The sequence below is a fragment of the Hydrosulfovibrio ferrireducens genome (assembly GCF_046883345.1).
GTDB lineage: Bacteria > Desulfobacterota > Desulfobulbia > Desulfobulbales > Desulfurivibrionaceae > Thiovibrio > Thiovibrio ferrireducens.
Genome location: NZ_JALKCW010000005.1, coordinates 12,476 through 27,257, shown reverse-complemented (window position 1 = coordinate 27,257; position 14,782 = coordinate 12,476). Strand labels below are relative to the sequence as shown.

The window sequence follows — 14,782 nt, the reverse complement described above, 5'->3', positions numbered from 1 at the left end:
ATGGGAAGGCCATGCCGCCCACTGTATTGTTACCGCGCTGCCCGCATATTGCACCAGGAAAAAAATGATGACCGACCTGAAAAAATTCCCCGAAGGCATGCAGCCCCTGGGCGACTCCCCGTTTCCTTTTGCCTGCAACCCCGAGGTTCCCTGCTTCACCCGCTGCTGCCGGAAACTGACCCTGTTTCTCTATCCCTACGATCTCATCCGCTTGAAAAAAAGGCTGGGGATCACCTCGGAGGAGTTGCTCAACACCTACACCGGCGTGGCCCAGGGGGCCAACCCGCTCTTTCCCGCCATTGTCATGCGGATGCGGGATGACGCGGAAAACAGTTGCCCGTTTCTCGATCCGGAACGGGGGTGCCTCGTGTATGAGGACCGTCCTTCCGCCTGCCGCACCTATCCCCTGGAACGGGCCATTGACCGCAACCCGGAGCGCGGCCAGCCCCGTGCCTACTATTTCATGACCGATCACTCGTACTGTCTGGGGCATCAGGAAAAAAAGGAGTGGACGGTGAAGGAATGGCTCCGCGACCAGCAGTTGGTCTACTACAACGCCATGGACGATCTCTGGGCCGAGATGGACACCCTTTTTTCCTCAAACCCCTGGCAGAGCGAGGGCGCGGCCGGACCCAGGCAGCAGTTGGCCTTCATGGTCTGCTACAATATCGACCGTTTCCGCCAGTATGTGGCCGAGCACAACCTGCTCAACCTCTACCGGTTGGACAAATCCCGCAAACGCCTCATCGAGACCGATGACGAGGCCCTGCTCACCTTTGGCTACGATTGGCTCAAGCTGGTGCTCGGCAACAAGCCCACCCTCCAGTTGAAGCGATAAGGCAACGGGCAATTCCTTGCCGTGATGCGGGACGTATTCGTGAAAACCAGATTTGCACATCTCCGCGCCTATCTTCCGGTCCTCGCCTTTTTCGGCGGATTTTCGTGGGATGCGCTCACCATCGGTCGGGCTGTAACGCCCTTGGATCTTTGGCTCCTCTCCGGCTACCTCGCCTGTGCAGCCGTAATCCTCTGGTGGCTGGGGCACCGGCGCCACATCCTGGCCGCAACTGCCTCTGGAGATGTCCCGCAGATCGCTGAGTCCCAATCCCCCTCTTTCCTGTCATCCTGGTGGGACCGCGCGCCGTACCTGCTGCTCCAGTTCCTCTTCGGTGGGCTGTTCAGCGCGCTGTTCATCCTCTATTTTCAGAGTTCCAGCCATCTGGCCGCCATGCTGTGGTCCCTTGGCCTTGGCGGACTGCTGGTGGCCAACGAATTTATTGACGGCAAATACAGCCGCTTCACCCTCACCTGGGCGCTGTTCGGGCTTTGCGCCATGCTGCTGTTCAATTTTCTCCTGCCGTTTCTGGCCGGCAGCATCAGTATGGCCTGGTTTTATCTCAGCACCCTTGCCGGGGCGGGTCTCACCCACTGGCTGCGCAAGAAAACGCCCGGGTGTCCCGGCCGGGCTGCGCCGGTTTGGGTCATCGCCGCCATGCTGGCGGTGGCCTATCCCCTGGATATGATTCCGCCGGTTCCCCTGGTGAAGCGGGATATTCAGGTGGGGCGAAATTTTGCGCGGGTGGCGGACGAGTATCGCCTCACCCTGGAAAAAGCACCCAGGTGGGTATTCTGGCGGGATTTGTCGCACGAGGTGCATCTTGCGCCGGGAGAGCGGTTGTACTGTGTTTCCTCGGTTTTTGCGCCGGGAGGGTTAAGCACTCGCCTCTATCACCGTTGGGAGCATTATGATCCCTTCCGCGGTTGGGTTACTGTCTCCCGCATGGGCTTTGGCCTCTTTGGCGGCCGTGATGGCGGTTTTCGCGGCTACACCTACAAGCAGGAGGTGGCTCCGGGGCAATGGCGGGTGAATGTGGAAACCGAAAGCGGCCACACGGTTGTCGTTCATGCTTTCAGCGTGGTGACCGATGCGCCGGTTGAACCGGACCGGGAGACGGTGCTGGGTTTGTGAGGATAATTTCTCTTCTTCCTGCCCGTTCGTATGTGTTACCCTTCGTCTGCAGTACTGACCTCTTCCGGGATCAATCTTTGGATGAAAAAAATATTTTTTCTTATTCTGCTTGGCGCCGCAGCCCTCATGGCGAATGGCTGCGCCCCGGTGCGAACGGTCCCTCCCGAAACAATGGGGCCCGATGTGTACCGGATCAGTGCCTGGGGCACCTCTAAAAAAATTCTTCGCGAAACAGTGCAAACCGCCAATGAGCGTTGTGCGCAAGAGAAGAAACAGTACCTCTTCGTGAAGAATATTTTTCAGTACGGTAGCAGCCTGGGCATCGACATGGTCTCCTATGAACTGTATTTTACCTGTGTCGAAGCCGAGGATCCACGCCTGAAGCTCCGGAAATCCCCGCTGGGTCCCGCGGAGGAAAAGGCGGAAGAACCGGCGATGCAGACGGCCGTCCCGGACAGGGAGCCCCCTGTCCGGGAGCAGCAAAGTCCTGTCGAGAAACCGGTGGAGGAGAAGGGTGTAATCAGCCCCGGCAAGGAAGCGGCTCCTGTCCCACAGAAGGCAAGCCCTGGCCAGGAGCCGGCTGACGAGAAGCCCGTTGTCAGCCCCGGCGCGGAGGCGAAGCCCAAGGTTCCCGAAGAGCAGGTGCGCACGGAGACGCCCGAAGTGGGCGAACCCGAAAACCTGCGGAAGGACGGCTCCGCCCTCACCGACGAAGTCGAGCGGGACATCCCCGTCATTGTAGAACCCTTGCTCAAATAACCTGATTTTTTGCCCGGTATCGAGACGGAAATGCAACAGCGGAGGACGGGCTGGGGAGAGGGGTGAATCCCCTTGTGGCGTCCGGACGCTGGAGTGTGTGATAGACTGACAAGAAACACGAACCATATGGAGGTACGCCATGCGATTCTCTCTTGCCGCGCTCCTGGTGTTGCTGGGGCTCATTGCCGCTCCGCCGCTTTTTGCCGCCACCGTCGAATACGACCTCGTCATTGCCGAACAGGAGGTCAACCTCACCGGACACCCGACTACGGCCATGACCATCAACACCACCATTCCCGGTCCGCTCCTGCGCTTCACCGAGGGCGACCTTGCCCGCATCCGGGTCCATAACGGTATGGCGACCGAGACCTCGATCCACTGGCACGGCCTGCTGGTGCCGCCGGGCATGGACGGCGTGCCCTATGTCAGTTTCCCGCCCATTGAGCCCGGCGCCACCTTTACCTACGAATTCCCCCTCCGCCAAAGCGGCACCTACTGGTACCATTCCCACTCCGGTCTTCAGGAGCAGCGCGGCGTCTACGGCGCCATCGTCATCTCCCCGCGCGGGAGCATTGCCCAAGAGGTTCCGGAACAGGTGATTCTTTTTTCCGACTGGACCGACGAAGATCCCCATGCGGTGTTGCGTACCCTGAAACGCGGCAGCGACTGGTTCGCGGTGGCCAAGGGCAGCGGCCAGAGCTTGCTGGGCGCAGCGCGACTCGGCATGCTGGGGGATTTTCTGAAGCGCGAACTCCAGCGCATGCCGCCCATGGATATCGCCGATGTGGCCTACGACCGATTCCTGGCCAACGGCCAGCAGGAAATAGTGTTGCCTGCCGCGCCGGATCAGACGCTACGGCTGCGGCTGGTGAACGGCTCTGCCACCACCTATTTCCACCTCGAATTCGCCGGGGGGCCGATGACCATTGTCGCGGCCGACGGCCAGGAGGTGGAGCCGCTGAGCGAGCAGCGGCTGCTCATGGCCGTGGCTGAAACCTACGATGTGCTGATCAAGGTCCCGGCCGGCGGAGCCTACGAGTTCCGGGCCACGGCCCACGACGGCTCGGGCTTCGCCTCGGTCTGGCTCGGCGAAGGCTCGCTCCGCCCGGCGCCGGACGTGCCCAGGCCGAACCTGTATCAGACCATGGGCCATCTCGGCCTCAAGGAGGTGTTCGCCTTCACCCCGGCCGGGGGGATGGGCATGGCTGATGAGGCGGTGGCAGCCGGTCGCTTCGATCAGCCCGGCATGATGAGCATGCATGACATGGCAACCATGGCTGACACCCCGAATCACGGAGCCATGGACCATTCGTCTGCCACGCCGGCCAGCGAGCCGGATCACGGAGCCATGCATGCAGGACCGCCCGCGCCGGCCATGGCGCACGGCCACGGCGGCCATGGGATGCCGCCGCCGCTATCCGTGATGGACCCCAACGGCAAGAAGGGCGCGGCCGACTTCACCCTGCTCGGCGCCGATGCCGCCGGTGCCCCGGACCTGGCCATGGATGGCATGGCCCCCGCCCGTCCTTGGCCGCCCTACGAGCGGCTTCGCGCCACTAAGCCCACCGCCTTCGCGCAGGACAAGCCCGTCCGCGAGATCCGTCTCACCCTGGACGGCGACATGGAACGCTATGTCTGGGAGATGAACAATGCCGCCCTCGCCCCGGACGACACCATCACCATCCGGGGCGGCGAGGTGACCCGCTTCATCATGATCAACCGCACCATGATGCACCATCCCATGCACCTGCACGGCCACTTCTTCCGGGTGTTGAGCGGCAGGGAGGATGAACGGGCGCCGCTCAAGCACACCGTGGATGTGGCGCCGATGGCCACCACGGTCATTGAATTCTATACCGACGAGCCCGGCGACTGGCTCTTCCACTGCCACTTGCTCTACCATATGGAAAGCGGTATGGCGCGGATCGTTCACTACGAGGATTTTGCCGCCGATCCGGCATTGCTGGCCGGCCGGGCCAAGCTGCACCAGAATACCTGGTTCGCCTGGGGTGAGGCTGCGCTGCTCAACACCATGACCGAGGGCGGTCTCACCCTCGCCGACCGGCACCAGATTTTCAGCGCATCGTGGGAGGCGGGATGGGAGCGGGTGGAGGAGACCGAATGGGAGACGCTTCTCACCTGGGAGCGTCCGTTGAACACCTTTTTTGCCCTCTTTGTCGGCCTCGATCTCCTTGGCGAGCGGGATGAAATCGAGCACCATCGCGGCGTGGCCGGAATCAGCGCACTGCTGCCGCTCATGGTGGAGTCGCGGGCCTGGCTCGATGTGGACGGCGGGGCTCGGGTCAGTCTTGAAAAAAATCTCCCCCTGACCCCGCGTCTGAAGCTGACGGGTGAGGCGGAGTACGACACCCACGAAAAATGGGAAGGGAGTGTCGGCCTCGCCTACCTGATCAATCAGCCGCTTTCCTTGGTGGGCCGCTGGCATTCGGCGTATCAGTGGGGAGTGGGCCTGGAACTGCGGTTCTGATGGCAGTATCGGCAGGGAGAAAACGGGGGAGGATTTTCAGTGTGCGTGATGCGCGGCGCAAGGGATGCGCGGGGACACCATGGCGGGATGTGGCCCTGTTGTGCATCAGGTTTTAATATTGATAATAATCCCCGCCTCATGCTCAAGATTGTCCAGGATGGTCAAGAGATTGTCGAGGTCCAGGGGAACCTCCTGCGTCACTGTACACACCGCATCGTCTGAACAGTCATAGATGTCCAAGGCAAAGCCTTCTTCGGTCTTGGCAAGGACCAATTGCACGGGCACCCCGCTGGCATTCAGATCTTCATTGGTCTGTTGTATCAAATCGTGGATGGATTTTTCCGCCAGTGGCGGCCGGGGTGGAAGTTCTTCCCGAACCCCGGATTCCTTGCGCTTGGTTTTTTTTCTCTTTTCCCACTCCTGCCTGAGAACCAGTGGATCAACGCGCCGCACCCTGCCGATGGGCAGCGGTGGTTGGAGGTCTTTTCGTATCGGTTCCGGGTCAGTGGGGGGAGGGGTTGGATTTTTGAGTTCATACACCGCGAATGCATTTTTATACGGAATATCCCGGGTTGCCGGCGGCTGGGCGAGGTTGAGCCCTTGGCCTGCAACGGTGGCTTCCGCAACGGAGGCGGCAGTCGCCGTTGGTGTGGCTGCTGCGGTGGCAGGAACAGCTTCTGTTGCCACCGCAGCCGTTGCTGTCCCGGTCGCCACCACTGCACTCCCCGGGGCAGGGGACGGAGTTTGCCCGGCGATCCCGGCTGTAGTCGCGGTTTCCGCGGGGGTCAGCGGGGCGGTCAGGGTTTGCGTCGCTTGATTAACCGTCAACGCGGCCTGTTGGGCTGGGGTCAGGTTTTGGCTCTCAATCGCGGTTTGCACCGTTTCGTTCACTGCCAAGGCTGCTTGCTGGGCAGGGCTTAATCCTTCAGATTCCGTCACCGTGGTTATTCCGGTAGTCGTCCCCGTCGCCAGGAGTGGTTCGGCCGGGGAGGTCGGCTCAAGAGTCAAGGTCCGCAGTGCCTCGCTGCCCAGCAAGGCCGCTTGTTGGGCAGCGGTCAAGTTTTGAGTCGCCGCGGTCGCCACGGCAACAGGATTTTTCACGATGTTCAGCGGGGAAGTGGCAAGGGGGACAGAGGTCTGGGTGCGGCCTTGCAGGGCCGCAGGCAGAACGGGATTGGTGGTGTTGATGTCGTCAATCGCCATGTCTTTTTTTCATCTCCGTGGGGTGTTGCCCCTTTTCGCGGAGCAGACGCATGTGGCTGATGCTCTTTCGAATCTCTATAGTATGAATAAGCAGAAATGCAGGTGGCGTCAATAGCGGCCAGGAATATGGCCTTACCGTCGATCGTCCCTGCCACATCCCTCGCAAAATCCGGCGCGATCCCTGAAAAGATTATTTACGGACAAGCTCTTAGTTGGCCTTCTTCACAAACTGGGTCAGTAGCACAATCCTCTGGCCATTCACCCGCGCCTCGATCTGCTCGGGGTTATCCGCCACCAATGAGATGCCCCGCACAACAGTGCCGCGTTTGGCCGTAAAGTTGGCCCCTTTGACATCCAAATCCTTGATCAGTGTGACCGTGTCCCCTGTGGCAAGCAGGATGCCGTTGCTGTCGAGATGCCGGACTGCTGCTTCCTTGCTTTCCCCTTCGCCCGTTGCTTGCGCCCAGGCCTGGGTTGCTTCATCCAGAAAGAGCATGTCGAGCAGGTCCTGCGCCCAGCCTTCACCGCTCAAGCGCTTGAGCATTCGCCAGGCCATTACCTGCACCGCGGGCACCTGGCTCCACATGCTTTCGTTCAGGCAGCGCCAGTGATGTACGTCAACCTGTTCCGGATTTTCGAGCTGTGCGCGGCAGGTTGCGCAGAGAAGCACGCATTGGTCCGCACTGCCGTTTGAGCTGGGAGGCACTTCAAACACCCCAAGGCTCTCTGCGGCGCCGCATAATTCACAAAGGGATTCGCTCCGGGCCTGTAGTGTTTTTTGCGTATCCATTGGTTGGGGTACCTCAAAGGTGGATGGGGAGATTGGGTCGAACAAGCCGGAAGCAACGGAGCATGGCATGGGGGGTATGCTGCGTCGATGTCTTACGTCCAGGGGGTGCGGAAGCCGAAAACAGGGGGTGGCACACCCTCCTGCTAAGGCGCGCTGCCGCCCTGTACCACCCTGGTCAGCTCGTTGACCACCGCTTCCAGCTCGTCGGCCTGGGCGGACAACTCCCCCGAGGCAGTGGTTGACTCTTCGGAGGACGCGGCAACCCGTTGGGTGGCGTTGCTCAAGGAGCTGGTTGCCTCCTGCATTTGCCGGATCTGCTCGGCCAGATTTTGGGTGGCCTTGGTGATGGCGGTGTTTTTGTCGCCGATTCCCGTGGCGGACTCGATAATACCCTCGAAATCGTTGTTCACGTTTTTCAGGGCGTTGGTGCTCTGGATGATGCGCTGCACGGTGCCTTCCAGCAGATGCTGGGTGTCCTTGGCTGCCGTGGCCGTGCGCATGGCCAGGTTTTTGACCTCATCGGCCACCACCGCGAAACCGGCTCCGGCCTCGCCGGCCCTGGCTGCTTCCACCGCTGCGTTCAGGGCCAGCAGGTTGGTCTGGAAAGCGATGGAGCCGATGGTGGTGATGATATGGCCGATCTTGTCGCTGTCCTGCTCGATCAACCCCATGTTGTGGGTGAGATCCACCAGGGCGCGGAGAGACTGGCCGGATTTCTCGATATTTTCATTCATCAGTTTTTCGCTGCCAGCGGTCAGTGCCGCTGTTTGTTGGCCTACTTCGCTCATCGAAGTCAGGGCCGCGGCGGTCTCTTCCGCCACCGCCGCCTGTTCCGAGGCGTCTTCGGCCAGAGTATTGCTGGTGTGGGAGATCTTGGCCGCGGCTTCCGCCACCTGGTGGGAGTTGTCGCGGATGGTCTCGGTGATGCGGGAAAGAAGCCGACTCAGCCCGGAAGCGGTGAGAAAGGAGAGAAACATGCCCACGCATACCGAAGCAATGGTGAGGGCGGCAACGCTGTACTTGGTGGCGGTGGCGGCGGCGAGCATGGCTTCATCGGTGAGCACGTTCTCCTTGGTTGTGCTCCTGATTTCCTTGAGCAGGCGCTGCACCTCGCTCAGGGCCGGCAGGGTCTGGGCGAGAAAGATTTCCTTGGCTGCGGTGCGGTCCTCGGGCCGGAACTGTTCCTTGATGGCCACGGCGGTCTGATGCAGGTCGCGGTGCGGTTTTTCGATGCTCAACAGGATCGGCGCCAGGGCCGGAAACTGTTTTTCTGCCTGTTTGCGGCCCTCGCCGTAAAGCCAGGCGCCGAAACCGCATTTGTGGTCGTCGGTTTCCGCCTTCAGGGTGGTGACGCGGTCATCGACGATCAAGGCGTTGACCTGATTGACCCAGTTGAGATGGTCCACCTCGCGCTGGGCCAGGATTCCGTCCAGTTGGTTGCTGCTGATAACTTCTTCCGCCCCGGTGATGATGCGGTTGACTCCCAGATAGGTAACCACTCCGGTGACCACGAATAGCGCCAGAATGCAGCCGAAGCCGATGGTGATTTTCTGGTTGACGCTCAGATTGTTCCAGCCCATGCTTTTCTCCTCTGTGGCGGGATGCTGTTTCCGTGTCCGGCCTGTTCAGCGGCCGGTACTCATGGAAAAGAGGGTGTCCAGCCGCAACTCCGTGAAAAGATCATGGATGGGCTGAGGGACTCTGGTCAGGCGGATTGTTCCCCCATGGGCCGCCATGTGCTTGTAGAAAAGGAGCAGCTTGCCGATGCCGGAACTGCCGATGCGGCTGACGCCGGCCAGATCGACGACCAATTCCTTGAGTTGGGAGTGGGGGAGGGTGTTGAACTGCTGTTTGAGAGTCGCAGCGCCCTCTTCGTCGATGGTTCCCGACAAGGTGAGGGACGCGGTTTCTCCTTGGGTTGCGGTTTCGCAGGTCATGGTCATGATTTTTCCTCCGTTCCGGCAAGTCCTCGCTGGGGACAAGGGGAACAAAAAATAGCAAAAATTGCTGGTCGCAAAAAAGACCAGGAAAACTGTTGCGCAATACGATCTAGCAGGATGATGAAAAAAGCCGGGACGGCTTTTTTCATCATCCTGCTAGTGAACCACAAACTCCGCTATTTGTGAAGAATTCTCTTTCCCTCCATTGCTATCTTTGCACGAGCCGATCCGGCAATTTCGCGGGGAGAAATTTGTTCGGGCTTGTTGGGAAATCGTCAGGCTGGTTTTTTCTTCTCCCGGATCGAAATACTGCGGAAAGAAGCGATCAGGTGACGTCCCTGGTCCTGCCAGGAGACATGATCCGCCAGGTGAATAATGATGGCGATGCCCCGGCCGTTGGATCTGCGAATATTTTCGTCGGTCCGCGGATCTTTGAGTGCCTGGAAATCGAAGCCCGCACCTTGGTCCATCACCTCAAGGACAAGATGTTCCTTGACGCGCCAGCGGACAGTGACGGTTTTGCCCGGGTCTTTTCGGTTGCCGTGGCGCCAGGCATTGATTACGGCCTCGTGCAGCGCCAGGTTAATGCGGAATTCCGGATTGATGAAATGGTGCTGTATGAGCGCGGGTTCCATCGTGGCATAGACCTCGGCTACAAACCGGTCGATCTCGCCGTTGTCCGCCGTGCGGATTGAATGCTCCCGGCCGAGGAGAGGCGGGGCGGGGGGTGTTTTCTGTGTTGGAGTCATGCTCGATCCAGGGAAGAGTGTGACTGGGAGAAACGGGTTACACCTCGGTCTGAAACCGGACACCCAGCATGGTCAGGTCGTCCGGGAAGCGGATGTCATTGGAAAAAAGCAGCATTTTTTCGATAAGATGCTGCATCTTCTGGTCGGTGTCCGGGAAGCCCTGTCTACTCACCAATGCAGCCAGTCCATCGCTGCCAAGCATGTTGCCGCGGGCGTCGGCGATTTCGATGGCGCCGTCGCTGAAAAAGAGCAGGCCGTCGTCGTGGCAAAAGGGGATGAGGCTCGCTTTGTATTGGGTTTCCGGCATCATGCCCAGCGGCAGTCCAGCCATCTGGATCGGCTGGGTTTCTTTTCCCCGCGTCAGCAGGAGAGGCGGGCTGCCTGCCCCGCAAAGGGCCACGGTTCGGGCTTCCAGATCGATGAGGCCGAAAAGGCAGGTGGCAAAGGACTCTCCGTCCCGGACCAACTGGCAGAGATTGCGATTCACGGCGGTCATGAACGTGGCCGGCCGGTCCAGCAAGCGGCGGTTGCTTTCCCACAGCGAGTGCAGGTGCATGGCGTACAGGGCTGCCGCCACCCCGTGCCCCATGACATCGGCGAGCAGGAAGGCATAGCGGTTTTGATCCAGTCGTTCCACCGTGGAATAATCACCGCCGACGATGTCATGGGGAGCATAATGGAAAGCCCAGCGCAGGCGCGGGTCGTCGTTGGCCGGCATGGCCATGGACAACGCCTGGATCTGCCGGGCCCTTTCCAGGTCCCGCATCCGGTGGGAAAGATCCTGAAAAACCTCCACCCCGCCGATGACCGTGCCCTGTTCGTTGCAGATGGGCGAGACGCTGACCTGCACCGGCAAGCGGCCGCCTTCTTTTTTTTGGGCGAACACCAGGGAGGGGGAGGTCGAACCGGCGCCGGTGATCATGGCCCGGTACAGGGGGCAGGATTCCTTGCCGCACAACTCCTTGCCTTCCTTGTCCGTATGGCGGAGGATGTTGTCCTTGCATGATCTGCCCAGGACCTCCGAAGCCCTCCAGCCGGTGATTTTTTCCGCGGCTTCGTTCCAGTAGACGATTCGCCGCGCCAAGTCCGTGACATAGACGCCGTGGCTGATGCCGGCCAGGATCTGGTCCGCGGTGTAGGGAAGAGTGTGCAGGGGAGGGTACGGTTGTATGTTCCGGTCATCCATGCGTCATCTCACCCCTGCCCATTCTGCCGCCAGCGCCCGCCCTTGCCCCCGTTCCGGGGCTGGATCTCCGCCTTGGTTTTCAGATACATCACCGCCGCATAGCCCAGCAATCCTTCCACGGCCGCATCGAATTCCTTGCACGGCCGGACGGTGAAATCCGAGGGCGGCTCGATATCCACCTCGCCCCGGCCGGCAAAATGCAGGGTCAGGGAAACCGGGCAGGTGCCGTGGAATTCGCGCACCTTGGTTTTCAGGCTTTCCAGCCTCTGTCTGTTCACCTGCTCTGATTTAAGCAGGATGCGGGCGCCGTTGGTGTATTTGCTCCGGGCCTCGCTTAAGCTGTCCACGGATTCGGCGATGATCTTGGCGCCCTGTTCCTCCTGCTTGACCGTGCCCAGGACGATGAGCGGTTCGTCGGAGGTGAGGAGATGGCCGGATTTGGCAAAGGCCTCGGGGAACACGACCACCTCGGTGGCCCCGGCCCGGTCTTCGAGCACGATGAAGGCCATGCGGTCGCCCTTCTTGCTGCGGTGGTCCTTGTATTCCCGCACCAACCCGCCCACGCGCACCGGTTGGTTGTCGCCCCAGTCGCCCAGGCCGGTGAGGTCGGTGTCGGCCACGGCCATGATTTCTTGGTGGAAGTTGTCCAATGGATGGCCGGTGAGGTAGAAGCCCACGGTTTCTTTTTCAAAACCGAGCCGTTCTTTCTCGGTCCATTCCTGGATGTTGGGCAGGTCGATGGAATTGGCCTTGCTCCCTTGGGCCTGGGGCATGGCGGCGAACAGCGAGATCTGGCCGCTTAACCGATCCCGCTGGGCGGATTGCGCCTGCTCCATGGCCATGTCCAAGATGGCGAAGAGCTGGGAGCGCTTGGCCCCCAAGGAATCGAAGGCCCCGGCCTTGATTAGGCTTTCGATGACCCGCCGGTTCACCTTGCGGGAATCGACCCGGTCGCAGAAATCCTCCAGCCCGCCGTAAGGTCCGTCCGCTGCCCGCACCTCCATGATCGAATCCAGGGCCGCGCCGCCCACGTTCTTGACCGCAGCCAAGCCGAAGCGGATGCGGTCGTTGACCACGGCAAAGTCCTTGTCCGACTCGTTGATGTCCGGCGGCAGCACCTCGATATCCATGTCTCGCGCCTCGGTGATGTAGCGCACCACCTTGTCGGTGTTGCCCACGTCGCAGGAGAGCAGGGCGGCCATGAACTGGGCCGGGTAGTGCGCCTTGAGCCAGGCGGTCTGGTAGGCGATCAGGGCGTAGGCCGCGCTGTGGCTCTTGTTGAAGCCGTAGCCCGCAAACTTGGCCATCAGGTCGAAAACATACTCGGCCTTGTCCGCGGGGATATTGTTCTTCTTGGCCCCGGCCAGGAATTTTTCCTTCTCCGCCTCCATGACCTCGGCCTTTTTCTTGCCCATGGCCCTCCGGAGGTTGTCGGCATCGCCCAGGGAGTAGCCGGCCAGGACATTGGCGATCTTCATGACCTGTTCCTGATAGACGATGACCCCGTAGGTCTCTTTCAGGATCGGTTCCAACTGCGGCAGCGGATAAATGGCCTGCATCCGGCCGTGCTTGGTATCGACAAACTGATCCACCATGCCGGATTCCAGCGGGCCGGGCCGGTAGAGGGCCACCAGGGCGATGAGGTCGGAAAAGACCTCGGGCTTCATCTTCATCAGCAACCCGCGCATGCCGGAGCTTTCCAACTGGAACACCCCCAGGGCGTCGCCCTTGGCCAGCAGGTCGTAGGTCTTGGTGTCGTCCAGGGGGATGCGGTTGATGTCCGGCTTATGCCCGATATCCGCGGCGATCAGCTTGAGGGCCCGGTCGATGACGGTGAGGGTCTTGAGGCCCAGAAAATCGAATTTGATCAACCCGGTCATCTCGGTGTGGATCATGTCGTACTGGGTCAAGACCTCGCCCTTGGGTCCCTTGCAAACCGGCAGGTATTCCACCATGGGCCTGGGCGAGATGACCACCCCTGCGGCATGGATGGAGGTGTGCCGGTTGAGGCCTTCCAGGGTCTGGGCGATGCGCAGGAGTTCCTCCACCTGGGGGTCGCGTTTTATCAGCTCCTGGAGGCGGGGTTCGGCCTCGATGGCCTTCTTGATCGTGATTTTCAGCTCTTCCGGGATGAGCTTGGCGATGCGGTCCACGTCGCCGTAGGCCACGCCCAGGGCCCGGCCCACGTCGCGGATTACGGCCCGGGCCTTCATGGAGCCGTAGGTGACGATCTGGGCCACATGCGCCTCGCCGCCGTAGCGTTGCTGCACGTATTCGATGACCTCGCCGCGGCGCTCCTGGCAGAAATCCACGTCAAAGTCGGGCATGGACTTGCGCTCGATGTTCAAAAACCGCTCGAAGATCAGGCCGTAGGGGATGGGGTCGATGTCGGTGATCCGCATGGAATAGGCGGCAAGGCTGCCCGCGCCGGAGCCGCGGCCCGGGCCCACCGGAATCTCATGGTCCTTGGCCCAGTTGATGAAATCGGCCACAATGAGAAAATAGCCGGGAAAGCCCATCTTGATGATGACGTCGATTTCGTGGGTCAGCCGGTCGCGGTAGGTCTTTTCAATCTCCGGGGTGAGTTGATCGATCTCCCGCATGTCGCTGAACCGATCTTCGAGCCCGGCCAGGGCGGCCTTTTCGAACAGGGAGTCAAGGCTGTCGCCCTCGGGTACCGGGAAGATGGGAAAATGGGACTCGCCAAAGGTCAGCTCGACATTGCAGCGCGCAGCCAAGCGGACCGTCTCGGCGATGGCCTCGGGCGAATGGGCAAACCCCCTCTTCATCTCGTCGGGTGATTTGAAAAAAAGCTCGTCCGTGGAGAAGCGGAAGCGGCTGGCATCGTGCATGGTTTTGCCGGTCTGGATGCAGAGCAGCACCTCGTGGGCCTGGGCCTCTTCCCGGTTGAGGTAGTGGCAGTCGTTGGTGGCGATGAGCGGGATGCCCAGCTCCTTGGAAAGTTCCTTGAGCCCCTGGTTGACTATCGTTTGTTCCGGGATATTGTTTTCCTGCATCTCCAGATACAGACGGTCGCCGAACAGACCCATGAGTCGACGCGCCTCTTCCCGGGCGCCTTCCATGTCGCCGGCGGTGATGCGCATGGGAATGCCGCCGTGCAGACAGGCGGTGAGGGCGATGAGCCCTTCGGCATGGGCCTCCAGCACCTCCAGATCGATGCGCGGCTTGTAGTGGAACCCTTCCAACTGGGCCAGGCTGGCCAGCTTGAGCAGGTTCTGGTAGCCGGTGTTGTTCATGGCCAGGAGCACGAGGTGGAAGGCGGCCTTGCCCGCGCTTTTTGCGGATTTGTCGAAGCGGTGGCTGGGGGAGACATAGAACTCGCAGCCGATGATGGGCTTGATCCCGGCCTTTTTGGCCTGGACGTAGAACTCCAAGGCGCCGAACATGGAGCCGTGGTCGGTGATGGCCACGGCGTCCATCCCGTATTCCTTGCACTTGGCCAGCAGGTCGCCGACCCGGATGGCCCCGTCGAGCAGGCTGTACTGGGTGTGGACATGGAGGTGGACGAAATTGGCTGGCGGGGTTTCCGGCATGGGGAGTTCCAGGTAAATGAGATTATTGCAAAAGTTTAATGTGTGGTTCGACAGGCTCACCACGCGCAGTGTTAACGGCGACGGAAAAAGGCAATGATTCAGACATAATTTCCGTTCGCCCTGAGCCTGTCGAAGGGGGCGTTC

Annotated in this window: 11 protein-coding genes; 4 read left to right on the top strand and 7 right to left on the bottom strand. The window is 60.7% G+C overall.

Going from position 1 to position 14,782, the window contains the following annotated elements; translation table 11 throughout:
- The first annotated feature begins 64 nt into the window (after positions 1-64).
- The 4 genes from MWR57_RS01085 to MWR57_RS01070 all read left to right on the top strand — a co-directional run bounded on the left by MWR57_RS01085 (position 65) and on the right by MWR57_RS01070 (position 5,216).
- Positions 65-838, top strand: a complete 774-nt coding sequence (locus MWR57_RS01085) for a YkgJ family cysteine cluster protein (RefSeq protein ID WP_423122935.1) — start codon at positions 65-67, stop codon at positions 836-838.
- A 39-nt stretch (positions 839-877) separates the two neighbouring features.
- Positions 878-1,969, top strand: a complete 1,092-nt coding sequence (locus tag MWR57_RS01080; protein ID WP_423122934.1) for a DUF2914 domain-containing protein — start codon at positions 878-880, stop codon at positions 1,967-1,969.
- An 81-nt stretch (positions 1,970-2,050) separates the two neighbouring features.
- Entirely contained in the window at positions 2,051-2,728 is a 678-nt protein-coding gene (locus tag MWR57_RS01075; protein WP_423122932.1) for a hypothetical protein, read from the top strand.
- 139 nt (positions 2,729-2,867) lie between these two features.
- Positions 2,868-5,216: a multicopper oxidase domain-containing protein gene (locus MWR57_RS01070; RefSeq protein ID WP_423122931.1), complete on the top strand. Its 2,349-nt coding sequence runs from the start codon at positions 2,868-2,870 to the stop codon at positions 5,214-5,216.
- A 105-nt stretch (positions 5,217-5,321) separates the two neighbouring features.
- Here the strand turns inward: MWR57_RS01070 and MWR57_RS01065 are convergent, their stop codons facing one another.
- The 7 genes from MWR57_RS01065 to dnaE all read right to left on the bottom strand — a co-directional run bounded on the left by MWR57_RS01065 (position 5,322) and on the right by dnaE (position 14,638).
- Positions 5,322-6,419, bottom strand: coding sequence for a hypothetical protein (locus tag MWR57_RS01065; protein ID WP_423122930.1), 1,098 nt, complete (start codon positions 6,417-6,419; stop codon positions 5,322-5,324).
- Positions 6,420-6,627: 208 nt separating this feature from the next.
- Positions 6,628-7,209: a PhnA domain-containing protein gene (locus MWR57_RS01060; RefSeq protein WP_423122929.1), complete on the bottom strand. Its 582-nt coding sequence runs from the start codon at positions 7,207-7,209 to the stop codon at positions 6,628-6,630.
- A 143-nt stretch (positions 7,210-7,352) separates the two neighbouring features.
- Positions 7,353-8,789 carry a methyl-accepting chemotaxis protein gene (locus tag MWR57_RS01055; protein ID WP_423122928.1) on the bottom strand — a complete coding sequence of 479 codons (1,437 nt, stop codon included), beginning with the start codon at positions 8,787-8,789 and terminating at the stop codon, positions 7,353-7,355.
- Between the two features lie 45 nt (positions 8,790-8,834).
- Positions 8,835-9,152, bottom strand: a complete 318-nt coding sequence (locus MWR57_RS01050) for an STAS domain-containing protein (RefSeq protein ID WP_423122927.1) — start codon at positions 9,150-9,152, stop codon at positions 8,835-8,837.
- Between the two features lie 272 nt (positions 9,153-9,424).
- The gene (locus tag MWR57_RS01045) at positions 9,425-9,898 is read right to left on the bottom strand and encodes an ATP-binding protein (protein ID WP_423122926.1); all 474 of its coding nucleotides are present in this window, start codon (positions 9,896-9,898) and stop codon (positions 9,425-9,427) included.
- A 37-nt stretch (positions 9,899-9,935) separates the two neighbouring features.
- Positions 9,936-11,084 (bottom strand): SpoIIE family protein phosphatase, encoded by a 1,149-nt coding sequence (locus tag MWR57_RS01040; protein ID WP_423122925.1) that lies wholly within the window; start codon positions 11,082-11,084, stop codon positions 9,936-9,938.
- Between the two features lie 8 nt (positions 11,085-11,092).
- Positions 11,093-14,638, bottom strand: a complete 3,546-nt coding sequence (gene dnaE, locus MWR57_RS01035) for a DNA polymerase III subunit alpha (protein ID WP_423122924.1) — start codon at positions 14,636-14,638, stop codon at positions 11,093-11,095.
- Positions 14,639-14,782: the final 144 nt, after the last annotated feature.

Coding starts and splice junctions, on each gene's coding strand:
- MWR57_RS01085 (WP_423122935.1), top strand. CDS start 65: ATGATGACCGACCTGAAAAAATTCCCCGAAGGCATGCAGCCCCTGGGC.
- MWR57_RS01075 (WP_423122932.1), top strand. CDS start 2,051: ATGAAAAAAATATTTTTTCTTATTCTGCTTGGCGCCGCAGCCCTCATG.
- MWR57_RS01070 (WP_423122931.1), top strand. CDS start 2,868: ATGCGATTCTCTCTTGCCGCGCTCCTGGTGTTGCTGGGGCTCATTGCC.
- MWR57_RS01065 (WP_423122930.1), bottom strand. CDS start 6,419: ATGGCGATTGACGACATCAACACCACCAATCCCGTTCTGCCTGCGGCC.
- MWR57_RS01060 (WP_423122929.1), bottom strand. CDS start 7,209: ATGGATACGCAAAAAACACTACAGGCCCGGAGCGAATCCCTTTGTGAA.
- MWR57_RS01055 (WP_423122928.1), bottom strand. CDS start 8,789: ATGGGCTGGAACAATCTGAGCGTCAACCAGAAAATCACCATCGGCTTC.
- MWR57_RS01050 (WP_423122927.1), bottom strand. CDS start 9,152: ATGACCATGACCTGCGAAACCGCAACCCAAGGAGAAACCGCGTCCCTC.
- MWR57_RS01045 (WP_423122926.1), bottom strand. CDS start 9,898: ATGACTCCAACACAGAAAACACCCCCCGCCCCGCCTCTCCTCGGCCGG.
- MWR57_RS01040 (WP_423122925.1), bottom strand. CDS start 11,084: ATGGATGACCGGAACATACAACCGTACCCTCCCCTGCACACTCTTCCC.
- dnaE (WP_423122924.1), bottom strand. CDS start 14,638: ATGCCGGAAACCCCGCCAGCCAATTTCGTCCACCTCCATGTCCACACC.